Source organism: Streptomyces panacea (assembly GCF_040560175.1).
GTDB lineage: Bacteria > Actinomycetota > Actinomycetes > Streptomycetales > Streptomycetaceae > Streptomyces > Streptomyces panacea.
This window is the reverse complement of record NZ_JARJHW010000002.1, coordinates 78,955-104,064: the sequence shown is the minus strand read 5'-3', so window position 1 is coordinate 104,064 and position 25,110 is coordinate 78,955. Positions and strand designations below refer to the sequence as shown.

At 65.0% G+C, this 25,110-nt stretch carries 22 protein-coding genes and 3 pseudogenes; 9 read left to right on the top strand and 16 right to left on the bottom strand.

Annotated elements, in window-relative coordinates; all coding sequences use genetic code 11:
• Window positions 1-78 precede the first annotated feature (78 nt).
• The 9 genes from P3L51_RS01205 to P3L51_RS01165 all read right to left on the bottom strand — a co-directional run bounded on the left by P3L51_RS01205 (window position 79) and on the right by P3L51_RS01165 (window position 6,706).
• Window positions 79-684 carry an AAA family ATPase gene (locus P3L51_RS01205; protein ID WP_354603089.1) on the bottom strand — a complete coding sequence of 202 codons (606 nt, stop codon included), beginning with the start codon at window positions 682-684 and terminating at the stop codon, window positions 79-81.
• Window positions 681-1,283, bottom strand: coding sequence for a 3'-5' exonuclease (locus P3L51_RS01200; RefSeq protein WP_354603088.1), 603 nt, complete (start codon window positions 1,281-1,283; stop codon window positions 681-683). Before P3L51_RS01200 ends, P3L51_RS01205 begins: the two co-directional genes overlap by 4 nt.
• Complete coding sequence (locus P3L51_RS01195) at window positions 1,280-2,458, bottom strand: radical SAM protein (protein ID WP_354603087.1); 1,179 nt, start codon at window positions 2,456-2,458, stop codon at window positions 1,280-1,282. The genes P3L51_RS01200 and P3L51_RS01195 overlap by 4 nt, the downstream gene beginning before the upstream one ends.
• Window positions 2,455-3,066 carry a nucleoside-diphosphate kinase gene (locus tag P3L51_RS01190; protein ID WP_354603086.1) on the bottom strand — a complete coding sequence of 204 codons (612 nt, stop codon included), beginning with the start codon at window positions 3,064-3,066 and terminating at the stop codon, window positions 2,455-2,457. The genes P3L51_RS01195 and P3L51_RS01190 overlap by 4 nt, the downstream gene beginning before the upstream one ends.
• Complete coding sequence (locus P3L51_RS01185; protein WP_354603085.1) at window positions 3,063-4,085, bottom strand: thymidylate synthase; 1,023 nt, start codon at window positions 4,083-4,085, stop codon at window positions 3,063-3,065. The genes P3L51_RS01190 and P3L51_RS01185 overlap by 4 nt, the downstream gene beginning before the upstream one ends.
• Window positions 4,086-4,118: 33 nt before the next feature.
• The gene (locus P3L51_RS01180) at window positions 4,119-4,418 is read right to left on the bottom strand and encodes a hypothetical protein (RefSeq protein ID WP_354603084.1); all 300 of its coding nucleotides are present in this window, start codon (window positions 4,416-4,418) and stop codon (window positions 4,119-4,121) included.
• Window positions 4,419-4,553: 135 nt separating this feature from the next.
• Window positions 4,554-5,495 carry a hypothetical protein gene (locus P3L51_RS01175; protein WP_354603083.1) on the bottom strand — a complete coding sequence of 314 codons (942 nt, stop codon included), beginning with the start codon at window positions 5,493-5,495 and terminating at the stop codon, window positions 4,554-4,556.
• Between the two features lie 539 nt (window positions 5,496-6,034).
• A complete protein-coding gene (locus tag P3L51_RS01170; protein ID WP_354603082.1) occupies window positions 6,035-6,214 on the bottom strand; it encodes a hypothetical protein in 180 nt (59 codons plus the stop codon).
• 225 nt (window positions 6,215-6,439) lie between these two features.
• Window positions 6,440-6,706, bottom strand: coding sequence for a DUF7848 domain-containing protein (locus P3L51_RS01165; RefSeq protein ID WP_354603081.1), 267 nt, complete (start codon window positions 6,704-6,706; stop codon window positions 6,440-6,442).
• 198 nt (window positions 6,707-6,904) lie between these two features.
• On the opposite strand from P3L51_RS01165, the gene P3L51_RS01160 reads away from it, so the two are divergent.
• The 5 genes and pseudogenes from P3L51_RS01160 to P3L51_RS01140 all read left to right on the top strand — a co-directional run bounded on the left by P3L51_RS01160 (window position 6,905) and on the right by P3L51_RS01140 (window position 10,850).
• Window positions 6,905-8,212 carry an NsdA family TPR-like regulatory protein gene (locus P3L51_RS01160; protein WP_494338534.1) on the top strand — a complete coding sequence of 436 codons (1,308 nt, stop codon included), beginning with the start codon at window positions 6,905-6,907 and terminating at the stop codon, window positions 8,210-8,212.
• Window positions 8,209-8,829, top strand: a complete 621-nt coding sequence (locus P3L51_RS01155; protein WP_354603079.1) for a GNAT family N-acetyltransferase — start codon at window positions 8,209-8,211, stop codon at window positions 8,827-8,829. The genes P3L51_RS01160 and P3L51_RS01155 overlap by 4 nt, the downstream gene beginning before the upstream one ends.
• 270 nt (window positions 8,830-9,099) lie before the next feature.
• A pseudogene (locus P3L51_RS01150) lies at window positions 9,100-9,426 on the top strand (GNAT family N-acetyltransferase); the annotation flags it as partial.
• A gap of 44 nt (window positions 9,427-9,470) precedes the next feature.
• Window positions 9,471-9,620 carry a GNAT family N-acetyltransferase gene (locus tag P3L51_RS01145; RefSeq protein ID WP_354603127.1) on the top strand — a complete coding sequence of 50 codons (150 nt, stop codon included), beginning with the start codon at window positions 9,471-9,473 and terminating at the stop codon, window positions 9,618-9,620.
• 204 nt (window positions 9,621-9,824) lie between these two features.
• Window positions 9,825-10,850 (top strand): hypothetical protein, encoded by a 1,026-nt coding sequence (locus P3L51_RS01140; protein WP_354603078.1) that lies wholly within the window; start codon window positions 9,825-9,827, stop codon window positions 10,848-10,850.
• A gap of 106 nt (window positions 10,851-10,956) precedes the next feature.
• On the opposite strand, the gene P3L51_RS01135 is transcribed toward P3L51_RS01140, so the two are convergent.
• Entirely contained in the window at window positions 10,957-11,463 is a 507-nt protein-coding gene (locus P3L51_RS01135) for a hypothetical protein (protein ID WP_354603077.1), read from the bottom strand.
• 470 nt (window positions 11,464-11,933) lie between these two features.
• Entirely contained in the window at window positions 11,934-12,971 is a 1,038-nt protein-coding gene (locus P3L51_RS01130) for a hypothetical protein (RefSeq protein WP_354603076.1), read from the bottom strand.
• Between the two features lie 353 nt (window positions 12,972-13,324).
• On the opposite strand from P3L51_RS01130, the gene P3L51_RS01125 reads away from it, so the two are divergent.
• Window positions 13,325-13,696 carry a helix-turn-helix domain-containing protein gene (locus P3L51_RS01125; RefSeq protein WP_354603075.1) on the top strand — a complete coding sequence of 124 codons (372 nt, stop codon included), beginning with the start codon at window positions 13,325-13,327 and terminating at the stop codon, window positions 13,694-13,696.
• A gap of 11 nt (window positions 13,697-13,707) precedes the next feature.
• The gene (locus P3L51_RS01120; protein WP_354603074.1) at window positions 13,708-14,259 is read left to right on the top strand and encodes an ImmA/IrrE family metallo-endopeptidase; all 552 of its coding nucleotides are present in this window, start codon (window positions 13,708-13,710) and stop codon (window positions 14,257-14,259) included.
• Window positions 14,260-14,932: 673 nt separating this feature from the next.
• Here P3L51_RS01120 and P3L51_RS01115 read toward each other — a convergent pair.
• From P3L51_RS01115 to P3L51_RS01095, 5 genes and pseudogenes are all read right to left on the bottom strand, one after another.
• Entirely contained in the window at window positions 14,933-16,234 is a 1,302-nt protein-coding gene (locus P3L51_RS01115) for a GNAT family N-acetyltransferase (protein WP_354603073.1), read from the bottom strand.
• A 652-nt stretch (window positions 16,235-16,886) separates the two neighbouring features.
• Entirely contained in the window at window positions 16,887-17,366 is a 480-nt protein-coding gene (locus tag P3L51_RS01110) for an ASCH domain-containing protein (RefSeq protein ID WP_237285554.1), read from the bottom strand.
• Window positions 17,363-19,426, bottom strand: coding sequence for a GNAT family N-acetyltransferase (locus P3L51_RS01105; protein ID WP_354603072.1), 2,064 nt, complete (start codon window positions 19,424-19,426; stop codon window positions 17,363-17,365). Before P3L51_RS01105 ends, P3L51_RS01110 begins: the two co-directional genes overlap by 4 nt.
• A 516-nt stretch (window positions 19,427-19,942) precedes the next feature.
• Window positions 19,943-20,335, bottom strand: a complete 393-nt coding sequence (locus P3L51_RS01100) for a transposase (RefSeq protein ID WP_107433867.1) — start codon at window positions 20,333-20,335, stop codon at window positions 19,943-19,945.
• A gap of 688 nt (window positions 20,336-21,023) precedes the next feature.
• Window positions 21,024-21,346 (bottom strand): annotated as a pseudogene (locus P3L51_RS01095) (tyrosine-type recombinase/integrase); the annotation flags it as partial.
• Between P3L51_RS01095 and P3L51_RS01090 the strand changes: the two are divergent.
• Together P3L51_RS01090 and P3L51_RS01085 are read left to right on the top strand one after the other, a co-directional pair.
• Window positions 21,345-22,267 (top strand): annotated as a pseudogene (locus P3L51_RS01090) (DUF1152 domain-containing protein); the annotation flags it as partial. The pseudogenes P3L51_RS01095 and P3L51_RS01090 overlap by 2 nt on opposite strands.
• Before the next feature lie 461 nt (window positions 22,268-22,728).
• Entirely contained in the window at window positions 22,729-24,495 is a 1,767-nt protein-coding gene (locus tag P3L51_RS01085) for an RNA/DNA-binding domain-containing protein (protein ID WP_354603071.1), read from the top strand.
• Window positions 24,496-25,110: the final 615 nt, after the last annotated feature.

Here is a 25,110-nt window from a genome sequence, read left to right as displayed (position 1 = left end):
CACGTACAGGACCTGGCGGTTTCGGTCACTCACTGCCCGTCTCCTTCGGAAGCGGCCACCATGCCGGCGTCGGAGCGCTCACGCTGTCGTCTGGTTGAGGCAGAGCTGGAGCGCGTGCTCGACGGCACGGGCCTGGTTGTCGGGGTCGCTGGTGACGCGCTGGTGCGGGATCTCGTCTTCGGCGAGGAGCGCGTGCGTGTGGTGATCGACCAGGGCGCGGTACCGGGCGTCGTAGTCGTGCTTGTTCTCGACCGGCAATGTCTCGTCAAGGACCGTGGCCAGAAGCACGTCGTACTTCGGCGCCTGAGTGGAAGCCAGGAGCCGCAACCGCTCACGCTCCAGCGGGTCAGGGGTCTCCTGGCGCCACTGCTCGGCGGCGTGGAAGTAAGCGAGGGCGTCCCAGACTGCCCGGTCGGCGAGGACGACCTGGATCGGTTCGGGGTTGGGGCGGGTGGCCGCGATCTCGTCGGCGATGCCCTGGGCGATGACCCACTCGGTGGAAGCAGCCGTGTGGTGCTGCATCTTCGGCAGGCCGGCGAGTGCGGCCCGTTTCCCGAGGCGGCCGGTACGGGCCACGGGGATTCCGTGACCGCGCAGCTCCATCTCGATGCGCCTGAGCAGAGTGGTCTTGCCGGTGGAGTGCGTGCCCATGACGCCGATCCGGATGGGCTGAGGGGTGGTCACCACAGGGTGGGGTCCTTTTCTGGTTCGGGGGCTCCGGGCAGGCCGGGCAGCACGGCCGCGGCGACGAGCTGGTCCCAGGTGTCGTACTCGGCAGCCATGGCGATCAGGAGCTGCGCCGTGGCGTAAGCGTCGAACGTCGCGCGGTGCCGGTGTGCGGGCGCCGCGCTCAGGTCCGGCCGAAGGTGCTCGATCAAGGCGTCGAGGGTGTACTTGGGCAGGCCGGGACGGGTGGCCTTGGCGAGACGGAGGGTGTCCAGAACTCCGGCCGGCCGCCACGTCGGGAGGTGCGCGGACAGCACCCGGTGGTCCACATGTGCGTTGTGCGCGCAGATCCACGAGGTGCCCATGAGCGTGTGGACCTGGTCGGCGATCTCCTCCCAGCCCGGCTCGTTTTCCAGCCGCTCGTTCGTCAGGCCGTGGACGCGGGCGGCGAACGGGGTCACTGGGTGCCTGGGCTTGGTCAGCCACGCACCCGCCGTGCCGGTGTCCGGCTGTCCCTCGCGTACGGGGAGGGCGGCGACCTCGACGAGGTCGGGCGGGTTGGCGCCGTTGCCTTCGACGTCGACCACGAGCAGCGGGGGCCAGGTGGAGAAGTTCATGCGGGGGTGGGTCCGTTCTCCGCCGTCCAGCCGATGGGGGCCCGGCCGTGCCGGCGGTGGTGATGGGGTTTGGTGCGGTCGTGGCACTGGTAGCCGAAGCCGTGCTGGAGGAAGTAGCGCGGCGGCTCGTCCAGTCCCTCCACGACGATGGCACGGTCGTTGACCTCCACCACACCGGTCGCACCGAGTGCTCGGGCTTCGGCCGTGACGGTGACCGGATCCGGCTTGACCCACGCGGCCCGGCACCGTGCGATCTGGTCCTCGGGGCAGATGTCGCACAGCTCCCGGACACCGAAGTGACCGTTGTAGTCGGCCTCTCCGTGCGCGTACGCGACCCCGCAGCTCGTCTTGCGGAACAACGCCCCCCACGTGCCGTCCTGTTGGAAGGCGTCGAGAATCCGCTGCTCGGCGACCTCGGGCATGATCTTCCGCCGCGCCGTCTCGTCGTAGGGCATCGGCAGCCCGTGCGCCTTGTAGTAGGAGGCGATCTCCTCGCGGAAGAACAGTCCGGTGAAGACGGTCGCGTGCGCGTGCCGGGACAACTCCCGTGCCCGTTCGATGTCGGCCGTGGAGTCGTTGAGGCCGGGCACGATAGGGCGCCAGTACAGGACGGTGCGGTAGCGCTCGGCGTGCTCGTACAGGGTGCGCAGGCTGCGCGCGGCGATGGTCGAGTCGACAGGTTCGATCGCGGGGTTGGCGATGTTGGAGTGGGTGACGAGGACGGTCAGGCGCAGGTGGGTGAAGCTGTTGAGGATCGCGCAGTCCTCGGGCGTCACGCGCCACCGGGTGATGATCAGTACGTGGTTGGTCAGGCCCTGTTCGTCCAGTGCCCGCAGCACGTTGAACACGTGCGGCTTGACGACGGGGAGCATGGGGTCCGTGGCCCGGTTCAGGAGCTGGACGGGCGTCTTGTGCGGCCGGAAGTACGGGTGCCCCACGAGGCGGGCGGCGGCCTCCTCGTCCGACATGAGGCGGCGGGGGGCCTTCATCTCGAAGTTGTCGAAGAGGTGCCGGACGCAGTACCCGCATTCCAGCGGGCAGCCGACGATCCAGTTCAGCGACAGCCCCGACTTGCGGTACTCGATCACGTCGGCGAGTTCCGGCTTGAGTCCGCCGATCTTCTCGGTGGACAGGATGGGCAGAGCGCGGCGTAACGGGGCAGCGGGAGTGGTCATGTGGACCTCCAGTCGGGGGTGTGGCGGAGCGGGTGCTCGGCTGCCGCACGCTGGTGCGGCGGGCGGTGGTCCGGCGGGGTGAGCAGCCCCCGGCGGCGGGCGCCGTACCAGGTGCCGAAGTCCCGGCGCGCGGCGTCGGGGTCGTCCGAGGTGTGCACGAGGTTGTTCACCAGCCGGCCGCCGGCGAGCGCCGCCTCCAGGCTGTCGCGGCCGAGGTCCCCGCGGATGGTGCCCTTGGCGGCCTGCGTGGGGTCGAAGTGACCGAGCAGGTCCCGCACTCTGCCGTGGATACCGACGTCACCGTGGGCGAGGGCGACGGTCACCGGCTTGTCCGCGTACAGCGCGTCGAGCGCGGTGGGAATGTCGCGGCCGGTGAACCAGTCGGCGTCCACCAGCAGGTCCCAGTAGTGCACGTGTGCCTGCCACGCCCTCGCGGTCAGGTCGAGCCTGCCGAGGACACTGACGCCGCACGCGGCGATCCGCTCAAGAACCCGGTCCGTGAGGCCGGTCTCCGCGCAGTCCGGCTTGCAGAGAATCACCGTCCACCGGTCCCAGTCGACGCCGTCGACCACACCGCCGCTCCACGACGGCCTCCGGGGCGACGTCATGACCGTGCTCCCGTATCGGGCATGCGCTTGGGCCAGCGGTGACCCACCAGCCAGCGAAACCCGGGGTCCAGGGCGGCTAGCACGCTCTCGTCGACCGGGTCCTCCGGGCAGTGGCGGATCTGCCGGTACACCTCGAACAGCAGCAGCACCTGCTGCCAGTACGGGTCGAAGCCCAGGGTCACGATCTCCACCGGCGTCAACCGGCCCTGCCCCGTACGCAGCCGCTCCTCGTGCACGAGCAGGTCGGCCACGGTCGAGGACGACGTACCGGTCGGCATCTTCGGGAACGGGAACCGTCGCTGCGGCGTGCGCAGCTCGGCCTCCGAGATCACGCGCCTGATACGTGGGACATCCCGCTCGCCGACGTGAGCCGAGCCGATGTGATGGGTGTAGGTGCCCAGTTCGAGACCGAGCTGTACGGCGGCGAACTCCTGGATCATCGTGAAGGAGAACGTGTCGGACAGCAGCCCGCGGTCGCAGTCGTTGGCCCGCATGTAGCAGACCATGTGAACCCGGCCCTCCCGGACGAGAAGATGCAGCGCGACCACGCAGGACATGTCGGGGTTGTCGGCCACGGCCAGCTCATCAGCCGTGAAGATCGGCAGCAGGCCCCGCTTGCTGTCCTGCTCCGTACGCAGCAGCTCCAGGACCCGGTCGAACGGTGACGTGTCGCCGGCCGTGGCCGGGTTGAACATGCGCGAGCCGTACGCGGAGCCGCCCATCGTCCGGCCGTCACGCGAGAACTGCCGGACATGCGGCGCGTAGTACGCCAGCATCTCCACGTCGTTGCGGCCGGCGAAGTACCACAGGGCCTCGGCGAAGTGCCAGACCGGATTGACCTTCCGCTCGGCCAGATACGGAAGACGCGCACGCGGGTCGGCGATCTGGAAGCTGAGCCCGATGCGCTCACGGGCGGCGTTCCCACGTGGCGCGTTCCGGTACTCGGACCCATCCACGAGGTGGCCGAGCACATCCAGGTACGCGTGCTCAAAGTCCGGATAGACAGGCAGAGTTAACACTGGTTCCTCCTTCATGTGCGTGGTCGGGACCGTTCATCCACCGATCGCGGTGGCAGTGATGAGGGCGAGGACGAATGCCATGACGCTGAGGTAGGTGTAGAGGCCGTGGACCAGCACGGGGTGGTCGCGGCGCATGGCCTCCAGCGCGGCGAAGCCGGTCTTGCCGCTGGACCGCGCCCGGAAGCCGAGGAGGGAGATCTCCAGGGACGACACACTGACCGGCCCACCGGAGCCGAGGTGTTCGTCGGCGGCGATGAGCAAGTCAATGAGGGTGTGCGGCTGGTAGTCCTTGCGGGCGGCGCCGCAGTCGCGGGGGCATCGGAATGCAGACATGGGTGCGTAGCTCTCTCAGATTGGGTAGTCCCGCCAGCGGGCGGCGGGTGATCAGCCGGGCGGTGCTCCAGGCCGCGGCCTTCTGTGCGGTGAGCTGGTCGATACCGAGGGCGACGCCTGCGAGCGTCAACCGGATCACGAGTCCGACGAGATCCAGATCGGCGGGATGCGGGTCTCTTCAACGGGGAAGGGGGCTTCTTCCTGCTCTGCGCGGACAGATTCGGCCGCGATCCTCCCGGCGAGCCGCAGGCCCTGCTCGACCGTCAGGTGGATACTCAGCTCGTCCTGCTCGTGGGCGCAGCCGGGCTCGGCCAGCACGCGAACACCCCGCCCCAGGGCCCCGGTCAACAAGAGCCGCATTCGGGCGGCCAGCTTGCGCATCCCGCCGGGCCGGTGGAGCTTCAGACCCTCGCCGATGTCCCCGGCCCCCAGCAGCGCGCCCAGCCGGACAGCTGCTCCGAGGGCCTCGGAGTCACGGAGAGCCAGAACCAGCGATCCCGAATCCGGGAGCGACAACTGCGGATGAAGCCGGTGGGGGGCGAGCGCGTCGCCCAGCCGCTCGCACACCGACTCCGCGTACATGAAGGGCCTCAACAGCCGCTCCACCAACCGATCCACGGTCCGCTCGTCGCGCAGCGAGATCACCAGGCAGGCGTCCCTGTAGTCGACGGTCGCGTCAACTCCTGCCGCCTCCAGCCACGCGGCGGCTGCTTCGGTCGTCAGGGCGAACGGCAGCCGTCTGCTGCCGATCAGCCGCAGCTCCAGAAACTCGCCTTCATCATCGCGACGCCGGCTCACGGCCCCCGTGACGCCGGCGGATTCCACCGCGTCGGCGAGCACCCCCCTCAGTGAAGAGAAGTCGGATTCGTTGGTTGTCACTGCGAGTTGCCTTTCGAGAGTGAGCGGATAAGTGGAGCCCGCACCCCGGCCGCGCGGCGGGGTTTCAGCGCGGCCGGGGGCGGGAGTCTGGTCCGGCAGAGGCCCGTGGCGGGGCGCATCGGCGCCCTGCGCCGGGACGCCGAAGATCCGCTCGTACAAGGCGGCCTCGGCAGCCGGAGTGGCGTTGTCGGCGAGCACGTCGAGGAGTACCCCGTGCCGGAGGCGGTCCCTGCGCCGACGACGCGGGGACAGCGCCCGCAACACCCGGACACGGGTCTCGTCGTACGCCACGACGACGAGATCCCGGGCGTGCGCCGCCCGGCGCCGCCAGGTGCTCCTCGTCTTCACGTTCCGTGGTGAGCGCATCCTGGCTCCTGGCGACTGGTGATGGGTGCGACCCTGACCCGATTCGGTCGCCATGGGGGTGAGGCCCGTCCGGCTGCCGACCGTCCCCGCCGATGGGGTCCAGCCGGACGGACCTCTGATCCGGCCCCACCCGACCGCGCGATGCCCTTCCTGCACCAGCGCGGCGGACGAGGCCGGGACCTATGGGGTACGCCGCCCCGCAGGACCAGCGAGATGGGGGTGAGAGCGCAGTTCGGCGTTACAGTCCTCGACAGTCGGCACGCCGCCCTGGCGCCGGGCGGCCTCGCGCTGCCCCGCCAGTGCCGCGCACACGTCGCATCCCTCGACGGCCACGGGCTCAAGAACCGCAATGCTGGGTCCCTGTATCGCCCTCACGCCAGCCGCCGCAGACACTTCTCAACATGCACGAGCAGGGAGCGGTCGACCGGAGCGTAGACACGGGGTACGGACTCAGGTACGAGCCTCCAGAAGCCGCCCTGGTGGATGGTCTCTTCGAGCTCGACCAGCCGCTCGTCTCGGATCGGCTGTGCTGCTGCTGTGGGTGCGGCCATGGTGGCGCCTTTCGACAGCTAGGTCACTGGGTGAGGTCGTGCACGGCCGCGAGGAACAACAGCAGGCCGATGAACGCGAGGAAGCCGAAGCAGCTCGGTATCGACAGGGTGTAGAGACACCCCTTGCCGTCGCCCTCGGCGCGGCAGACAGAGGGCCGGCCAAAGGAGTCACGAGCTTCGGTGGTGGCGCTGAACTTGCGGGGAGTGGTGGGTTCATACCGTCACTCAGGTGGTCCGAGGCGGGGCGCCCGTCTGGTTGGCGTAGGGATTGCCGGGCGCCGGCGTCACACGCAGGAACGACGTTGTGATTGCCCGGTAGCCGCGATGCTCAGGGGTGCGGCCGGTATGCCCGAGCGCCCATTCCTCCGGGGTCGTCCGCTCCTCCGCCGAATCGGACACCTCGCCGCACGTCGTGCACTCGATCTCGTGCACAGGTCCGGACGCACCCGGCTCGGTGTCGGTGCCGAGCGTCCAGTCAGCGAATCTGATCACGGAACGCAAGATCATCACCTCCTCTCGGTCGGCCACCGACCGCTTCGGTCGCTGACCCTCGATACGAGCCAACTCCCCGGACGCAGGCGCCGCCGGACGTACGGCCGGACTCCTCGCCGGACTTTTCAGCGCGACCGGACTTTCCGCGTGCCGCGAAACCGCTACCGTCGATAAGGATCGGATCACCGGAGGTAACGGGTGGAGACGCTGACGCCGTTCGAGCAGGCATGTCTCGAGCATGGATGGGCGAGCCCGGCAGCGTTCTTACGGGATTTCCAAGCAACGGCCGAAGTCCTAGGCGTGGCGGTAACTGTGACTGACCGTCAATTTCGTCGCTGGCGACAGCCCCGGCCGCCCATGCCAAGGGCGCGCGCATGGAAAGTCCTCCACGCGATGTTCGGGGTGAGCCCGAACCTGCTCGGCTTTCCTGGGCCCCCGCCAGGTGCCACCGTGGTGGATGAACCATCCCCCGCACAGAGAGGTACGCCTGCCGTGGACCGACGTGCGTTCCTTGCTGATTCTCTTGGCGCAGCCACCGCGGTACGTCTGCCTGCATCCGCCCAGTCGCTTACACCGCCCGGGAAGTCCGGCGCCATCGGGACCACGCACCTCCTGGAGCTGCGCGAGGGCCTGCGCTCTCTCGTCCAGCTCGATGACGCCTACGGCGGGGACGAAGTGCGGTCACTCGCAATCCGGCACCTGCGCCGGGTCCGCCGAATCATCAACACCGGTGAGTATCCGGACACGATCGGCCGTCAACTCCAGCTCCTCGTCGGGGAGTCGGCCGAGCACTGCGGCTGGCTGGCCTACGACGCGGACGACCAGGACAGCGCCCGCCGGTACTGGGGCGAGGCTCTGACGACCGCCACGATGCTGAGGGACCTCAACTTGGAAGTCATGATCTTCTCTTCCATGAGCTTGCAGGCTTGCTACGAGGACCGGCCGCGCGATGGTCTCGACCTTGCCAGAGCCGCGCAGGAGCGCGCCGCCCGACTCGGATCACCGGTACTCCGATCGCTCATCGCCTCCAGAGAAGCACGCGCCCTGTCGCTTCTCGGCGAGGGCAAGTCGGCCACCCGACGACTGTCCGAGGCGATGCGTCTCGTGGATGGGGCAGACACCGGCCCCCCGTCCCCGGAGTGGGCGGCGTTCCACGGACACGCCGAACTGGACTACGCCCAAGGGCTGCTCTACACAGAACTCGGCCACCACCACGCCGCGGTTCAGTTCCTACGCGCCGCGCTCGCCCACCAGGACCGCACTTACGGCCGCAACCGAGCCCTCTACCGGCTCACCTTGGCCCGCAGCCTGGTCAAGGCCGGCGAGGTCGACGAGGGCTCGGCCCACGCTGTGGGGAGCCTGGAACATCTGGAGGAAGTCGAGTCCGGCCGCGTCACGAGAAGGCTGGGTGAGGTGACCGGCCTTCTCCGCCACGGTGATGCCGAGACCGCCCGCCGGGCCGTGGAAGAGCTGACGGAGTACGCCCACGCGAGGGGAGCGGCATGACATCGGCAGAGGACCTGAGCTATGACGTGTACGAGGGCGGGGCGGCTGCCACTGCGCTCGACAGTTTCCTAGCGGCGTACGAAGAGGTGTACGCGGAGCCTCCGTACAGTGAGGGCCCGAGCGACGTCGCCGAGTTCATCGAGCACTACCAGGTGCACGTCCAGCGGGACCACATGCGGCTGATCATCGCCCGCGACGGTGACGAGACCGTCGGCTTCATCTACGGCTACCTACTGCCTGCTTACACCTCATGGTGGAACAACGTGCTCGTCCCGCTCAGCAAGGAGTTCACGCGCGAGGACGGGACACGCACCTGGGTCATCATCGAACTCGCCGTACGCAAGCCGTGGCGTCGGCAGGGCGTCGCCGCCCGTCTCCACGCGCAGTTGATTCGCGGCCTGGACGTGGAGCGCGTCACCCTCACGGTCCGGCCCGAGCCCGAAGCCCAGGCCGCCCAAGCGGCGTACGCGAAATGGGGGTACCGCGAAGTCGGCACCTCCCACCCATGGGAAGGGGCCCCGTTCTACACCGCGATGGTGCTCCCCCTCAAAGCCCCTGCTGCCGAGCACACGCCCGCCCCGCGCGCCAGGAGCTTTAGGGGACGCTCGCGGGATTGAGGAGCGCGCACTCGTCGCCGTAGCGCGGTGGAGGGCTCCGCCGTGTGACGTCGTGGCCGGCTGGAGGGGCTTTGCTCGGGGTTGAGATCGGACATGATCGGGAGGCCGTACGCCGGCCCCGCAACTCGGGCTGGCTGTCCCCCTGCCCAGAGTTTGATCGAGTAGCCGGAACAACGGCATCGCGGTCTCGGCCGAACGCGTACGAGACGCCCTCGTCCGCGGTCGACTCGCGATGCCGCCGTCGCGCGGGACCTGAGCATTGAGATCGCCATGTTCCAGCCTGTGCGACCAACGCTCCTCGCTAGGAGGCCACGAGTAATGTCACCTGGCATGTATCCGGTCAGCCGCCACGTTCAACGCCTGGAACTCCGCGAGTTCACCACCGCCGACGCGGACGAAGTCTTCGCGATCTACGGAAGCCGCGAAGCGACAGAGCACCTGTCGTTCGAGCCGCGCTCACGCGACGAGGTCGGCCGGATCCTCCATCGCTCCATCGCCTCGGCGACCGCAGAGTCGCGCACCGAGTACGCCCTCGCCGTCATCGAGCGCGACGGCGGCGAGCTGATCGGATTCGCCCGCCTCGCAACAGACCCCCACCAACAGCGCGCCGCCACTCTCGGCTTCGTGCTGCGCCCAGACCGTTGGGGGCCGGCTACGGCGTCGAGACCGTCGGACTCCTCCTCGGCCTCAGATTCAACGACTCGAACCTCTACCGCATTTGGGGCGTACGCTCACCGTTCAACACCGCCTCCACCAAAACCATGCTGGCCGCCGGAATGCAGGAGGAGTAGGCGATCCGCGAACACATCCAGAAGAACAGCGTGTGGCGCGACTCTGTCGTACAGACAATCCTCTAACGCGAATGGCAGGGCACTCTGCTTGAAAATATTCCCAAACACCAAAGATTCCAGTCGTGATTGAGTATCGGCGGGGCGGGCGGATTTCGACGTCATCCACGGGCACGCACTTAATAGTAGGACGGGAGGAGCACCACGGTGACGCAGGAGGATCGGTTCGATGTCTGGTATCGGGCTGAAGAGTTTCCGCCCGAGATTCGGCGCACAGATCGCCTCACCTTCTCCGCTGCGGCTCTCGCCCATGCGCTTTTTGTCACCGGCAGAGCACCGGAAGATCGCTCTAAGCACGGAGTGACTTCCGTTTATGAGTGGATCCACCGAACCTCGCTAATCCCTGCCTATGTTCGGCGTGCACCGAATGGCTCGCTCGTTCGATCAGACCTTGCACGCGAGCTCGATCAGTCCGAGAAGGTTTCACTGTCCTATACCTTGGGACAAGCCATGACCGGAGTCTTCAGCGAGAACATCATGTCGGTACGCTTCCTCATGCATGTTGACCGATATGCAGCGCGGCACGGGCTTGTCTTTGCTGGGAACAGCAGGAGACGTGCGGACTTTTTCGGTGAGAAGCTGCAGGGAGGCTGGGTTGTGGCTGAGGCCAAAGGCCGCTCCCGAGGTGTTGACGATAAGGTCAAACAATCGATGAGGGCTCAGAAACGAACAGTCCGTCTGATCGCAGGGGCCAAGCCAGACATCGCTTATGGTTGCGCAGCGCATTTCCCAATGGATGAAAGCGGCAGCGAACGCCTTCGCGTCTTCGCTGTCGACCCGGCTGAAGACGAGCCTGAGGCCGTAGACCTTTCGGTGGATCAGGACAAGTTCATTCAGGCGTACTACGAGCCTTTTCTTGCGGCGCTCGATCTCGGTAGAGTTGAGGATGCGGAAGGCGATTATCGAGTTGCAAAATTCGATCCCCTTGGTGTCAGTGTCGGAGTGCTCCACACTGTGATCGAACGCGTTGAGCAAGCCCACCAAGGGCGCCTCGCAGGGCTGCACGGCGATGTGAGTGAAATTCTTGATCGGCAGATTCTCCCTCAAGCGGAAATGCCTGAGGAGAAATTTCTCGATGGCACTTTCTTCTCGACTCAGTGGCACGATGCTTTGAATCAAGAGGACTGGAGTGAGTATTATTCCGCTGATGATTTTCCTTGGTGGAAGCGATGAATCAAGGTTGAATCACCTGCTGAGCTCATGATGCTGTTTGAGTGTCTGGATCAGCGCCTCGGCTGCGACGAGGAATTCTAGTTGGCACCAGGATCAGCGTCATTTCTCAGAGGTGACGGCGCATCACATCTATGCAGGCGGCTCGGGCTGCGTTTGATCGGTCGCGGGGGTATGCGGAGCCGAGGTTCATGCCGTCGTCGGAAGTAATGGGCAACTGTTGCCAGGCGAGGCTCATCTGAGTGCCGGCTTCAGCACGGGCCGTGGCGACGAGGGTTGTGTAGTGACCTGCGACGGTCGACGCTTCGATTTGGAGCCATGCCTGGTGGAAGGCCATTCGTGCGAGGAGGCCGCTGACCTCGTCGGTGAGCTGCTGCCGGACGAGGGCCGAGGACTCGGGACGGCGTCGTATGCGGTATGGCATCTCCAGGTACTCCTCGACCGCGGTCAGGGCTTCGGCGAAGGTCTTTGCCCGGCGCTCCCGACTCGCTGCCCGTTGGTTGAGGGCGTACGTGAGGAATCCGCCGAACACTGCGATGAAGGGGACGATCAGCGCGGTGGTCTGGGCCCAGGTCCACCCGCCGCTCGTCGTCTCTGTCGCCGCGATGACCTCCATGCACCACTCCCCGGCATGCCGTGCGGGGCATCCTCCACCAGCCACCGGCCGCCCTGCTCACCGCCAGTGAGCCGCCAGTAGTGTTCGAGGAACAAGTGTGTGCGAACTATCTCGATGAGGTCCAGGAGTCCCTTCGAATTCGTCCACCTTTTCTCTTCCGGATCCAGCGGGTGCCATAGGCAGAGGGCATCATCGTTGGAGTAGCGGTGCTTCGAGGATGCTCCCGGCTTAGCGTGGACGCGCGGGAAATCCTGAGGGTTCTGGCCGTACGTCAGGTAGAGCGGGTTCTCGTAGAAACTGATGCTGACGTCGATCGGGTCGGGCTCGCCTATGACGTCGAGTCCGGCGATTTGGTACGTCAGCGAGCCGCGGCGGTACGTGTGTCGGAGATCGGATCCGAGGCGCCGCCGGGCGTCACGTTCGAGCGGGGCCCACCAGACAGGCTGGACCCCGTACCAGGCCGGCATGGCTCAGATTCCCCAGGCCCGGGTGGGCGTGACGGGTCCGACGGCGAGACCTAGGCCGGTGGCGGCCGTCCCGCCCGAGCGGACAGTCGACGTCAATCGGGCGGACTCCTCGTGGGTGGCGTCCGCATCCGGGATGAGTTCGGGGAGGACCTGGTGAAGAGCGTGCTGGGCGCTGAGCAGGCGTCCGGCGGCCTCATGCTCGATCGCAAGATCGACGTAGTCACGTGCGGTGCACAGCCGTTTGTGTACCTCGCGGCGTGTCATGTTGAGAGGGATGGGCCCGGCCACGTCGGCAGGGTCCGGTGTCGGGCCCTTGTCGATCTCATCTGCCGCGTAGGTGAAGAAGACCTGGAGCGCGTTGATCAGCGGCATGGGCTCGTTGAGGCACCCAAGGGAGAGGGCCTTGATGTTCCAGGAGCACATGGGCTTGCTGTGCGTGCCGTTCCAGTGCTTCAGCAGCCGCACTGTACGGGCGAATACGACCTTCGTGTCCGTGATGGCCTGCAGCACCATCTGGGTGTGCGTGATCGGATCGGCGCGGTCCCACTGGTCCGCGATCTTCGTATTCGGGATGTACAGCCCGCGTCCGGAGGGGTGCGGGAGCGCGGTCATGACGTCTGCGGTGAAGTCGGCTTGGCCCTTGGTGACCGAGTCGCCGAAGCGTACGAGGACTGCGCGGCGACGGCCGACGACCTCGACGATCAGGTTCTGAAATTCCGCGTCAAGGTCTTCATGGATCGCGTCTCGGGCGATCTCCATGAGTGGCAGGGCGCTCTTCTTGCCCGGACCGTAGGGCTCCGCGTCCTTCGCGGTGAGAACGACCCCGAGATCGACGTCGGTCAGAGGAGTGTTGGCATCGCCGTGCGCGACGCTGCCGTTGAAGTAGGTGATTGAGCCGGCGAAGGCTCGGCGGACGGACGCGGCGAGGAGTCGACGGCGGCGCTTGGCCTCCTTGAGTTCCTCGTCGGTCACTTGGATCTTGCGGCGTCCTTCTTCGAGGAGCGAAGGAAGAGAATCTTTACGAACCATCAGGATCTCCATCCGTGCAAGTGAGAGACATGACGGTTCTCCCACTGAAGTGAGCGATCTACTTTTCGCGGCGGACTCCCTTGAACGGAGAGCTGCCTGCCTTCCCGTCCATGAACCGCCCGTTCTCGCCCCGCTTCGTCCATGCACGGGTACGCGGATTCAAGATCTGGCTCCGCCGGGAGACGCTGCCGCGTCGGAAGCCCTTGCCGGTGTTCGTAGCCATGCCGACTCCACCTTCTCTCTCTGATGGGCACAGTAGTTGCGAGATTCAAAGTGATACCGATCTCGCAACTAACGGTACTCATGCTCTTCGACTTTCGCAAGTGGTTCCTGTTGTGCAAGGATTGACGGGAGAGGAGGAGATCGTGAGCGAACGAAACACAGCGGGACGGTTCGACGCAGTCGCGTTTCACGCGGCCCTAGATCGCACGCGCCAAGAGCGAGGTCTTCTCTGGAAGGACATCGCCAAGCAGGCGGGAGTCAGCGCTTCGACCTTGACACGGCTGGCGCAAGGTAGAAGGCCGGATGTTGATGGACTCGCGGCGCTTGTTACGTGGGCCAACCTGAGTGCAGACGACTTTGTTCGTCGGAGCGACGAGCCGCGCAGTCCGGACACCTTGACCAAGGTGGCCACGCACCTGCGAGGTGACCGCAATCTCACACCCGAAGCTGCGGAAGCGCTCGAAGCCCTGATCGCGGTTGCCTATAAGCAGTTGGTTTCTGATCAGCCGGAGTAGGGGAGCTCTTCATGTCGTTGCGCCATGGCTTCAAGGCTGAAGCCAATCGCCTGGCAGTGCTGATGCGGAGAGAGCTCAAGCTCCACCCCGCCTCGCCGCTTGCCCCCGCGCGATTGGCCGAACACTTGATGATCCCCATCAGTACGTTCAGCTCAGCAATATCCGCTGACGCTCGGATCGGGAAGCTGCTTACCAGTGAGCGTGAAGCTGTCAGCGCCCTGACCGTGCACGCTGGGCCGCGGCGACAGATCTGGGTGAACGACTCTCATGACGAGGGACGCCAGAACAGCTCAACCGGCCACGAAATCGCTCATGCGCTGCTCCAGCATCCACCCGGCCCGGCGTTCGACGCACGTGGCTGTCGGCATTGGGATGGAGACGTCGAAGACGAAGCCAACTGGCTGGCCGGCAACCTCCTGATCACGAACGAGGCCGCCTGGTCCATCGCTCGAAAGCAACTCAGTCCTGACGTTGCGATGCTCCGGTATGGGGTCAGCAGGGAGATGCTCACGTGGCGGATGAACATGAGCGGCGCGAGAGCTCGCCGTGATAGATCCGCGTAGTCAACCGGGTTCTCGCTGAGTCGTCCGGCATGGCCAATACGCCGTGCCACCGCTGCGGTCTTCCGCCGGTACATGTTGAAGCCGGTAGGAGAGCCCTACGGCTCCACCGTCGCCTACGTCGAAGCCCACTACCTCGTCGACTGACGAATGCGCGGACACCCGGCAAAACTGTGGCAGTAGCTGGTCCGTAAAAGGTGGTCGGCTCGCAGCCCGGACTGACCACCGTCCGCAGAACGGATAGGGCATACGCCGAGTTGCCAGCCGAAGGCGAAGGTGTGTTCACTGCCGCCGAGGACGGGGCCGGTCGCGACCCGTCGTCCTTGACGAGCGCGCCCTGCGCCGCGACGCCAAGTCGGACGACGCTGCCGCCCAGGAACCCGGCTCGCGCTCCAAGGTGGTGCTCTTCTACTACGGCACGAGCGGCTTCGATCGCATCCATGCGGCAACTATCCAACGCTGCATTTGTCGATCGCACCCCGCTTCTGGCTGAACTCCGTCGCAAGCGGCGCACAACGAATGCCCTGCCTGGCTGGGCTCATTCGGGTCTTTATTGTCGAGGCGCTCCTACCCGCCAGGGCGCTTACTGATCACCCGTCCTCAGGTCCTACCTGCGTACCCCCGGGCTGCGCGTGCAGCGGGTCGGCGGGAGCCGACCTCACACGTGATCCTCTGTTCAACTGACCCAGATGCCTTTGGGTGAGATCCGTAGGGCGAGGCGTCGGCCCGCGTCACTGACCGGGGTTGACCAGGAAACGTCGGCTACTTGGCATCCGAAGTCCTCGGCGAGCGCGTGAACGAGCGTGGCTCCAACTCCTTGGCTTCGGTAGATGTCTGCGACCCAGATCAGGATGATCCGTGGGCGCAGGGTGAGGTCTTTGTCGCCGTATGGCGAACCGTCGGTCAAGTCCCAAAGGGCATGCTCGGCGGTGTCGTGCGCTGCCAGATAGCCGATGACGTGCCCGTTCGCCTTTAGGAGGTAGGCGCGTACGTTGTCCGAGGTCTCTTCCGGCTCGCCAAGATGGGTCCATGAGTTGAAGTCGTAGTGCTCTTCCTTCTGCGGCATCCGCGCCACCCGGTTGGCCAGCCTGCGCCACGAGATGGGGGACTGCGCCGTCACGATGGCCAGATCGCTGTGCCAGTCAAGGTTCTTGGGCGACCTGATACCGAAGGTCCACGCTGTGTGGTGGGTGGCGTGCTCGTTACCGCCGTCCACTAGATCCGGCAGGGTCATCCCGCATGGGCAGGAGGAAGTGCTCGGTGTCGTCACCTCACGGAACGCGACAGGTATCGCCCCGGAGCTGAGTTCTTGGTCTTGGCCGCCCACCCAGGGGCGCATGGGCGCATCGTCTAGCTCCTCGTACTCCGACCAACGGTCCTTCCAGCCCGGATAGCGCTGGGGGTCTTCCTCTCGTAGCTGCTTTTCGACGGGTGACAGCGTGGGGCGGATCCAAATGCTGCCTGCCGTGGCCCGACCGTTGAGGCGGACTCCCTGTTGCTTCGCCTTGCCCCGCAGGAACCTCAGGAACACGCGGGGCGGCGGGTCGAAGTCGACACCTCGAACCAGCTCCCGCTCGCCGGGAGCCAGCCAGTCATCGACGGGCAGAGCCATCTCGTCGGTGAGCGTGTGGAACATGCCGTAGTCGTGGTTGAGCTCGGCGACACGCAGCGCCTCAACCGTGGCTTCGACATGCCGGAAGGGAACGAACAAGGTGATCCATTCCGGGCCGCCGGTCCACGAGAAGGTGTCCGAGCTGCCGTCGTACCGGATGCGGTCGATGCCCGCTCTGCGGGCCGCATCGACGGCTTCGGTGTAGGCAGCGGCCAGTTCGCCGGCGTTTCCCTGCCGCCGCGTGACGTTGGCGTACCCGTCACGGTCGAGCCGGACAATGGCGTACCAGCGGTAGGGCCGGACGAGGACCTTCCGGGAGCGCCAGTCGTACGGGGGAGGGTCGAGGTAGACGGTTCGCTCAGTCATGCGCTCTGCTCCGGAGGTCTACAGACATCGGTCAGGGGGCTTCCTACAGCGTGCCGTGAGCAGGGAGCGGCTCGGGCGTGATTCCCGATCTTGGCTCCTTCCTGCCATGGGCTCGGAGATGCTCCCTAACCACGAGAGGCGTGAGCGCGAGGCGCGAGAAGAGCAGTTCCCATCACCGAGAAGGTGCTGAGGGAGCTCTCGATCGCACTGGTCACCGCCTTCGCGCTGGGGGATTTGAACGGAGCGGATCCACGGCCGGGGCGTAAGCTTGAGGGCTCGCGCGTTGTGCGGTGTTGCGGGCTTTCGCTGCTTGCGCTCGGGGGCTGGGGACGTGTCGGTCACCTAGGCGCTGGATGCGCCAGACAAGGACTTCGGATGCTGATTTTGCGTCATCCAGGGAACGTTGGCCGGATGCTTGGTGGAGGACGGTGACGGGGTTGTAGCCAGCGGCCTCGGCGCTGGCGAGCACGCTGGTGAGTGAAGGCGCCAACTGCGCGTCCTGCGAACCTGGCAGGTCTGACTGGTCAGCCGTCAACGGACTTGCGGTCCCGGCCTCGGCGTCCTACTGGGGCGGGCGACGTTGCTCTTCGCCATGGTCCCGACGATCAACATTTTCCTCTGGTGACCAACGTTTCTGGCTCGCTTCCCTCTCCTAAGCGGGCACCAGATCGCCCAGCGCCCCGCGAAGGGCCGTCACCACCACGGGGCCGGCTTCGGCTACCTGCCGCAGGTCATCGCCCTTCATGTATCGGTAGCTCTGTGGAGGATGGAAAGCTCCCTTGGCGCGCAACGCTCTGAGCGTTACCGGCTCGTCGAAGGACACAGGATCCGCCAGCGTGAGGCCACTCGCCTGGGCGGCGCCACTCATGTAGGAGTCGTACTCGCGTCGAGTGATTCCCGTCTGAGTGCGATGCGCCGACCAGACCTCCTTGGGAGAGGCCACGTGGACTGAGGCGATGCGCGCCATGCCCACCAGGGCCATGGTGGGCGCGGTCGCATAGAGCAGGACGGGCGTTCCGGGAGGCGCGGCGACGCGTTGGCGGCGGACCTCCACCGTCTTACTCCCGGCCAGGATCGCGGTGGCGAAGCGCGGGTGGACGGACAGCAGCATCGCGCGTTCCGGGTCGTTCACTTCTTTCGGTGCCCCTCTTGGTAGACAGCCTGAAACAGCTCGTTTCTGATCTTCGACAGCGAGATCAACGAGTTCGACGACCAAGGTAGTCCCAGTTCCCTGGCCAGCGAGGTCAACCGCCGAAGCGTTACTGGCTCGGGGAAGATCTCGGTGTCCGAGAACCTCAGCGCCATGGCACGACCAGAGGCATCTGCGACTCCGTACACCTCAGCCCGACCATATACGCCCAGGTGTTCGAATTTCGAGAAGAGACTGTCGGGTGTGTCGATGAGCACCTCGTCCAACCGCGAACTGCCCACGACCATCTGGCTTTCCACGCTGGAAGGACCCTCGCTGACGTACCAGAGGAGACGACCGGGAACGCTCTCGCCCCGGTGCCCCGAAGTTCGGTAGTAGACATGCTCCCTGCTGATGCCCAGCACCTGGCTACGTGGTAGAAGCATGGCCGGGAAGTTGAACAGTTCCGAGGACCAACGCGGTTTGATCGGCACCAGAAAGGACGGCAGCCCGGAGTCGATGACCTTCGCCGGCCACCAGGCGCGTTCCACCACAGCGGCCACCTCGGCAGGCATCCCCTCCTGCAGCGTGGCTACCTCCACCGTCAGCTCGCGAGCGAGCCCGCCAGCCACTACCTCCACCTGAGCTGCGGTGCCGCACACATTCACCAGGAGAGCCACGAGCCCACCATCGTGCTCGAAGAAGCCGTCGTCCCCTGCGGCTGCCCTGGCCACCGTGGAGGGATGCGGATCGGTGATCTTTATGATCTCCGCGCCGAAGTCGCGCCCAAGGCGCTTGAGCAGAAAGAGGAGTTGCCTGGCCAGGGTCTCTCCCAGTGCGTGCTCCGCGGTGCGGAGCACGGGGACAATGAGAGTCCGCCCGTCCAAAGCCCACGTATAGAGGGCGACAGGGCGGCCCTCCCCATCCCGCAGCAGCTCGCGGCGCCATGCGACCGAGTCCGCGGTCAGGGAGCGCAAGCGTTCGGCGAAGGCTGATCCGTCGTCCCCTCCGGACTGATCGAAGAAGGCGACTAGTTCATCCTCCGCGCGTGGGGACACCTCCACAGACCGAAAGTCCGTACCCATCAAGTCCGCCGGACGGTACACCTGGGCCTGTCGAAGCTCGTCCACGTGCAGCGTCACGGTGGAGGGCGCTACGACTCGGACCCTGGCAACCTCCCAAGCCACGTCCGCCAGGCGGGACAGGAGGGGGTTTCGAGTGACCAGCACCCGGAGGCCGGCGCACGACGTCTCAGCCACGTACTGCGCGCAGCGACGCAACGCCCTGTTGTCGGGGAGGTCCGGGAGCGACTGTGTCGCCGCGCTGAGCAGCTCAGCCGTCCGTTCAGCCACGGCCGCGGGGGCGGGAGTGAGTTGGCGCAGTCCGGGCAGTGCCGCTCTCTGGTGCTGGCGCTCGGCGGTGTCAGCGATATCGCGGATCTGATGGACGAGTTGGGGCGTGTAGGCGAGCTCGACAAGGTCTGTCATCCAGCCCGCTTCCAGCGCTCGGGATTCCTCTACGTCAGTTGTGTAGGTGAGTCCGCGGAGATCAGCGAACACCGCGTGGTCGATCGCCACCACCAACAGGGCGTCACTCTCCACCTCCGTGAATAGGTTGGGGTGCCCGAGGTCCAGCCACCATCCGTCGAGGATCTCTCCATCGCGACCACGTCCTCGTACCTCGCCATGTGGGACGAATCCCAAGCTCGTCCACATGGCACTGAGGTTGTAGTTACGACGGCACTTGGCCTTGATGCCGAGCCGTTGTGGATACCGCTCCTTGATCTCCTCCACCAGCCGCCGTGCAATGCTCCTGCCGCGCTGCTCTTCCGCCACGCACAGGTGGGCCAGGCGGATGTGGGCACTCCTTTTAGGGAGCCCGAACAGTGCGTAGCCGATCACCTCTTCCGCTTCAACCGCTACGAGCAGTCCACCGTCTTCCGCTGCCTTGCTGTACGCGGGAGGCTTCAGGAGCCCCAATGTCTTGGTGTAGCGATTGCCCAGCGTGATGGCCTTGTCGATCAGATCGCTCTGCACCGGCGCAACCGACAGCAACTTGATCACCACTGCTCCCCCTCCAGAAGGGCCGACCGAGATCAGCCTCAACTCCCCTGTCAGTACATTCAGGGCAAGCTGACCGCAAATGGTGGGCGTCCCTCAAGGGGGCACGAGGGGCGCATGGTGCTGTAGCGGTAGTCTCAACGCGGCTACTGGCGTGGCGGATCAGATCGGTTTGACTTCGCCACCGAGTCGTCACGCTTCTACGGAGCAGTCCTCTTCGCGCCTCGGTCCCGCGGGTTGTGTGCACGGTATCCCGCGTGGCGCCTCAACGATCAGTGATCGTCATTGTGTTCTGTTACCACCCGAGGTGAATCAGACCCGGTGACTTTACCCACCTGGGTCTTGCATAGGTCGTAGACCAGCTCATCTGGATGGGCTCTGACCCTTACTAGCCGCCAGGAATCGCTGAACGGAAGCGGGGGTACGCACCTCAATCGGGTGGCCACGGCTCGCACGCTCGTGATGGGGGAGAGTACTGCTCGGATCAGAACCAACCTCGCCCGTCGCTGCTGCCTCACGTCAGGCAGGGGTCACACCATCGCCGAAGCTCTCCGGATCGACGTACAACCGCAACGTCTCCTTGAGTGCTGCCACTGCGGCCCGCTGGCGAGCAACGAGTGCTTCCAGAGAAGCGCTTCGTGCCTCCGCTTTTGCCGCTCGCGCCTCAGCCTCCGCTTTGGCCCTCTCCAACTTCTCAAGCCGAGCGGCCATGCGCTCTGGGGTCGACGGTCCAGACCCAGGTCGCGGCGTCGGGATTCCACGCTTCTCCCTACGGCTCTTCACCCAGTTCTGGACAGTCTGCCGCGGTACTTCGCATTCGTCGGCGACCTCCCGGATGGTGCGAGCACCGTCGATCACCTGATCGGCGAGCGCCTCACGCTCGTTGGCGGTGAATCTGGACTGAGTGGTCATTGGTTCCCCTCGTATCAGTCGGGACACTAGGGGAACGTGATCCACCTGGGGAGAGACACTAACCACCCCACCCGTTCATGCGATTGTGTGAACCTTCACCTGTATAACTGACTTATGATGACGCTCGCCTTCGGGCCTGCCATATCAGCCAGATCACAAAAGTCGGCCCAATGAGCGCGACCAGAACCTGCCGAACCCGGCATCCGCAGTAGCTGCGCGAGTACATGGCCCTCCGATCCGGCTGTTCCGACCTCGGGGTGCTGTTCTGCCTGTTCCACCTGCAAGGTCATGCTCCAGCGTGCTCGTGTGCGCAAGCGGACGGACTCTGAATTCTTCGCATGCGCATACTCCACTGTGGGCACGGACGCGAAGTCCCTCGCCGAGTAGGCCAACGCCCACCCAAGTCGTCTTCGTAACCGCCCCGTCGCGGGCCAGCCCCATCCCAGCCCTTCAGGGCGGTACATCAAGGCGAGCAGCGGTCATAGCAACTGCCTCCAATACCCGTCATAGGCCCGGGTAGTCCCTGGTCAGAGCACTGCGGCACTCCGGCGCGCCGTTGATTCCCAAGCTCAGAGCGCGAGTTCGATTCTCGTCACCCGCTCCACGACGAAGGCCCAGGTCAACGACTTGGGCCTCCTTTGTTGTATAGACCTGTCTAGGCGTGTCGTGCTCGTTCCGTGCCCGATGCCTATTCGTCCGGGCCGGTGTCAGCCTTCTTGGTCTTCTCACGCTCCGTGCGTACGCGAGCGTCGATCCCCTCCGCGACCTCCGTCTGACGCTCCCGGTTGGAGTGCTGATAGATGAGAGCCGCCTTCTCCGAGGACTGCCCGGCGCGTATCATCGTGTCCTTGAGCGTCGCGCTGGACTGCGTCGACAGGGTGTGCCCGGTGTGGCGGAGATCGTAGAAGCGGAAGGTGTCGGGCAGCCCCACCTTCGTCCGCGCCCTGCGCCACTTCCGCCCGAAGCTGGACCGCCGGACGGCGCACCCTTCTCCCCCACGAAGAGCAAGCTGTTCCCCCTCACCAGAAGCGTCCAGGCTGTGCCCGCAGACGCGAGGCCAGTAGCCCCGCAGGCTCGACACTCCCCCGGCTGGCGGCCGAACTTCCCCAGACACTCGCCCTGATCGACCCACACCGCGGCGTCGAGGGCATCACGCGACAGCTCGAAGAACTCATCGAGCACCGTGCTCCCGAGTCGATCGACCTCCTGGACGTCGGCGGCGACATCCTCGCCCACGGCGACGAGCCCACACTCCGCAGCCCCTTGGCCGACGCGCTCACCCTCGCAGCCTGCTGCCAAGTCAACGCACCCGTACGACTCCTGGCCGCCGGCCCCGGCCTGGACGGTGAACTGCCCGCCGACCTTCTTCACGACCGCATGGGCCCGACCACGCTCACCCTCACTGCCGAACACGTCGCGCCCATCAGCCCTGTCCTGGAATGGCACCCGTCCGAAGCAACGGGGATGCTCGCAGCCACAGCACGAGGGTTCCGCGGCCTGTGCGAAGTCAGAGATGCCGGCCTGCCAATTCCTCTGACCAACGAGGGCCCTACCGTCCACGAAGCCGACCTGGACGACACCCTCAACCGCAACCAGATCGCCCGAGCCATCCTCACCACACAGACCCTCGAAGAGGCCGAGCAGCACAGCCGGGAAATCTGCGGCTACTCAGAGATCGACTACGAACGCAACAAGGCCAGTTGGCTCGGCACCCGGCAAGAGCAGAAGCTCGACCCAGAGACGACGCTCCACCAACTCGCCCAGTTCGAGGACAAAGCCCGCAGCCGCAGAATCACCCACGCCACGTTCCGCCACCTCACAGAAGCCCTCGACCTCAACGGCAACCAACGCCAGGACCTCAGAAACCTCCTGCTCAACAACCGCCCAGAGCAGTACCAACCCCCGCTCTGGCGCATCCGCCCCGAAGCCTGAGTAACAACTTTCTCTACGGTTTCAAGGCACCCGGCTGCGCTCCGCTCCGCCGGGCGCGCTTCCCGGCTCTGGCTGCGCCCGCGCTCCTGCCTTCGGCCTGCTCGGCGCTGCCGCCGCCGACGCGCGCCCTGTGTAAGCCCGTGGGGCATGAGTCGAGAACCAAGCCCGCGGCTTCAAGAGGATGCGTCCAGCGGGGGCGCTCAGAATCCAGGATGGGAGGGGCGCCGTTCGCGAGTGCCGACCGGAGTAGTGCGAGCTTCGTGGGGTTCCCATCCCCAACCACCTTCGACCTAGGCAGAGCCGAGCGGACGGGATGGGAGCCGGGGTGAGTGGTGAGTGGTGAGTGGAGGAGCATGGGCCAGTTGGGCCGTTCCAACGCCCTACGGCGCAAGCCGCACCTCCTTTGAGAGCCCTTTGAGGCTACTCTGACTGCAAGACCTTCCCCAAAGGAGCCTCAAACGATGCGACCGTCGATCCTCGCAGTGCTGGAGAAGGTACTGGCCGGCACCACTGCGGCAAAATGCGAGACGGAGATCCTAGACTTCAAGCAGGCCAAGCCCAATCAGAAGGACGCCTTCACAGACCTAGCAGAGGCCGCAGTCTGCTTCGCCAACGCGAGCGGTGGGACGATCGTCGTAGGCGTTGTTGACGGGCGTAGCGGCGAGGAAGCCTTCATCGGCTGTGACCTCGACGCACTAACCCTGCGAGGTCGCATCCACTCTCTCACCAGCCCATCTTTGCTAGTGGAAGTAGACGAAATCACCTTCTCTGGGAAAAGAATCTTGACTATCTCAGTACCAGAAGGGCTGGAGGTGTACTCGACAACAAAGGGGTACACCTACCAGCGGATCAACACTGACTGTATCCCCATGAGACCTGCGGATGTTACACGGCTAACAGAGGAGCGTAAGGGTTTCGACTGGTCAGCCACATCTAGTGGTCGGCCGCTAGATGATATTGACCCGCTTGCCTTTCGCTACTGCCGACGACTCCTGACAAGCTCCATCGACGTCACGCGCCAGCGACATGGAAAGCTTAACGATCGTGATCTGCTCCACGCTATGAAGGCTGTAGCAGATGACGGGAGCCTGACCCGGGCCGGTGAGTTGATGTTGTGTCAAGACGCAACTTCGTCTCCTGCTGAAGCAGTTGTCTATCAGCATCGACGGACTCAAGCAGGGGAAACAGATGCCGTCCTCAGACTTGGAACTCCGCTAGTTCTAGCATTCGAAGAAGTGCTGCAAGCCATCCGCGCGCGTCAAGGCATCACACCCGTAACCCTGCCTGACGGTCGACAGCTCCAAATCGAAGACTATCCATCCGCCGCCGTTCGCGAAGCGGTTGTAAATTCTCTTATTCATGGAGACTGGCGACTCCGTGTTCCTGTACGTATCGAACACTCTCCGCAGTACCTGAAAATCGACTCTCCTGGTCCGCTCGTATCTGGCGTCACTACGAGCAACATCCTCACGAGGGGATCCCGCGCCCGCTACCCGGCCCTCGCCGCCTCCTTCCGACTTCTTGGGCTGGCAGAGGAAGTCGGCCAAGGTGTCGATCGAATGTACCGCGAAATGATTCGTTCAGGTCGAGATGTACCCGTAATTTCTGAAGATTCAGAACAAGTATCCGTGCTTTTTCGCGGGGCACCTCCGAACACTCGGATTGCGAAATTTCTAGCCTCCCTTCCCGAAGACGAGCAAGATGACACTGACGCCTTGCTTATCATTCGCACCCTGTGCAGTAAGCGAACAGTTAAAGCGCCCGAAATTTCTGACGTCATTCAACGAACAGAAGAGGAAGCTCAAGGCGCTCTATTGAGGTTGTCCGTGGAGCCACTAAGCATCCTGGAACCAACAAGAGGGACGATGCGAAACAAGTTCCCCTCATATCGCCTGCGAGGAGAAGTCGTAGCGAGACTTGGCAGCGCGGTCACTTACCATAGTCGAGCAATCGACGATATTGACAAAAAGATCATTGAGCACATCGTCGATTACGGCGAGGTCAATAACAGAACCATTCAACGGCTTTTCGACGTGGACGTCTACCAGGCTCGCGACATCTTGCGCGACCTCGTCGGGCGGGAAGTCATTACCCGCACGTCGGAGCAAAAACGCGGAACAGCGGTTCGCTATGGGCCTGGCCCTTCATTCCCGAAAGCCAAGAAGCCTCGCGCTCGAAAGGCACAGCAAGCTGAGGGAAATTCTGGCGCAAACGGAACAATCTTTTGATCATGTCTAGTGACTGAGGGGGACGTCGTCGTCAGTGACTCGGGCCGAGGCGGTCGCCACGCAAGACAAGCTGTCGCCAGTGCGGCACTGGTTGAGTCTGGACAATGCCATGGCCATTGCTGCGATAATGGCGAGACGCTGGACTGAGCCCAGCACTGCTGGGTTCCGGACTGTGTGCACTCGTGGCACTTGTGTGCCGTCGCGTCGCTCGCTTCAATCGTGACGAAATGTCTCAGACGGTGCGCGAGAGGGTGATGGCTATGGTGACTTCTCTGATGGTTGCTGGTCGCCAGATGGTTGCCGGCTTCTGTGAAGGCGTCGTTGGCGGGGCTTGCTTCGCCTTGATGACGGGTGCAGCAGTGCCGGGCTGAGTGCAGCGTGCATGTGGCGCGCTGACGTTCATCACTGTTGGCATCAGGGACGTGACGGACGTCGGCGAACCCGTGTGGCTCCCGATAGACGACAGCAGCGCTGGGTTCAAAACCGCACACTGACCGAGGCCGATCGATCTGGCTAGAGCTACGGACCTGAAGGTTGCCGCGCCCGATCCGTGCCCGGCAAGGCGGTGCATCACGGTCGATCACAGGCGCCAAGGCGAGTCCCCCAGGTCACCTT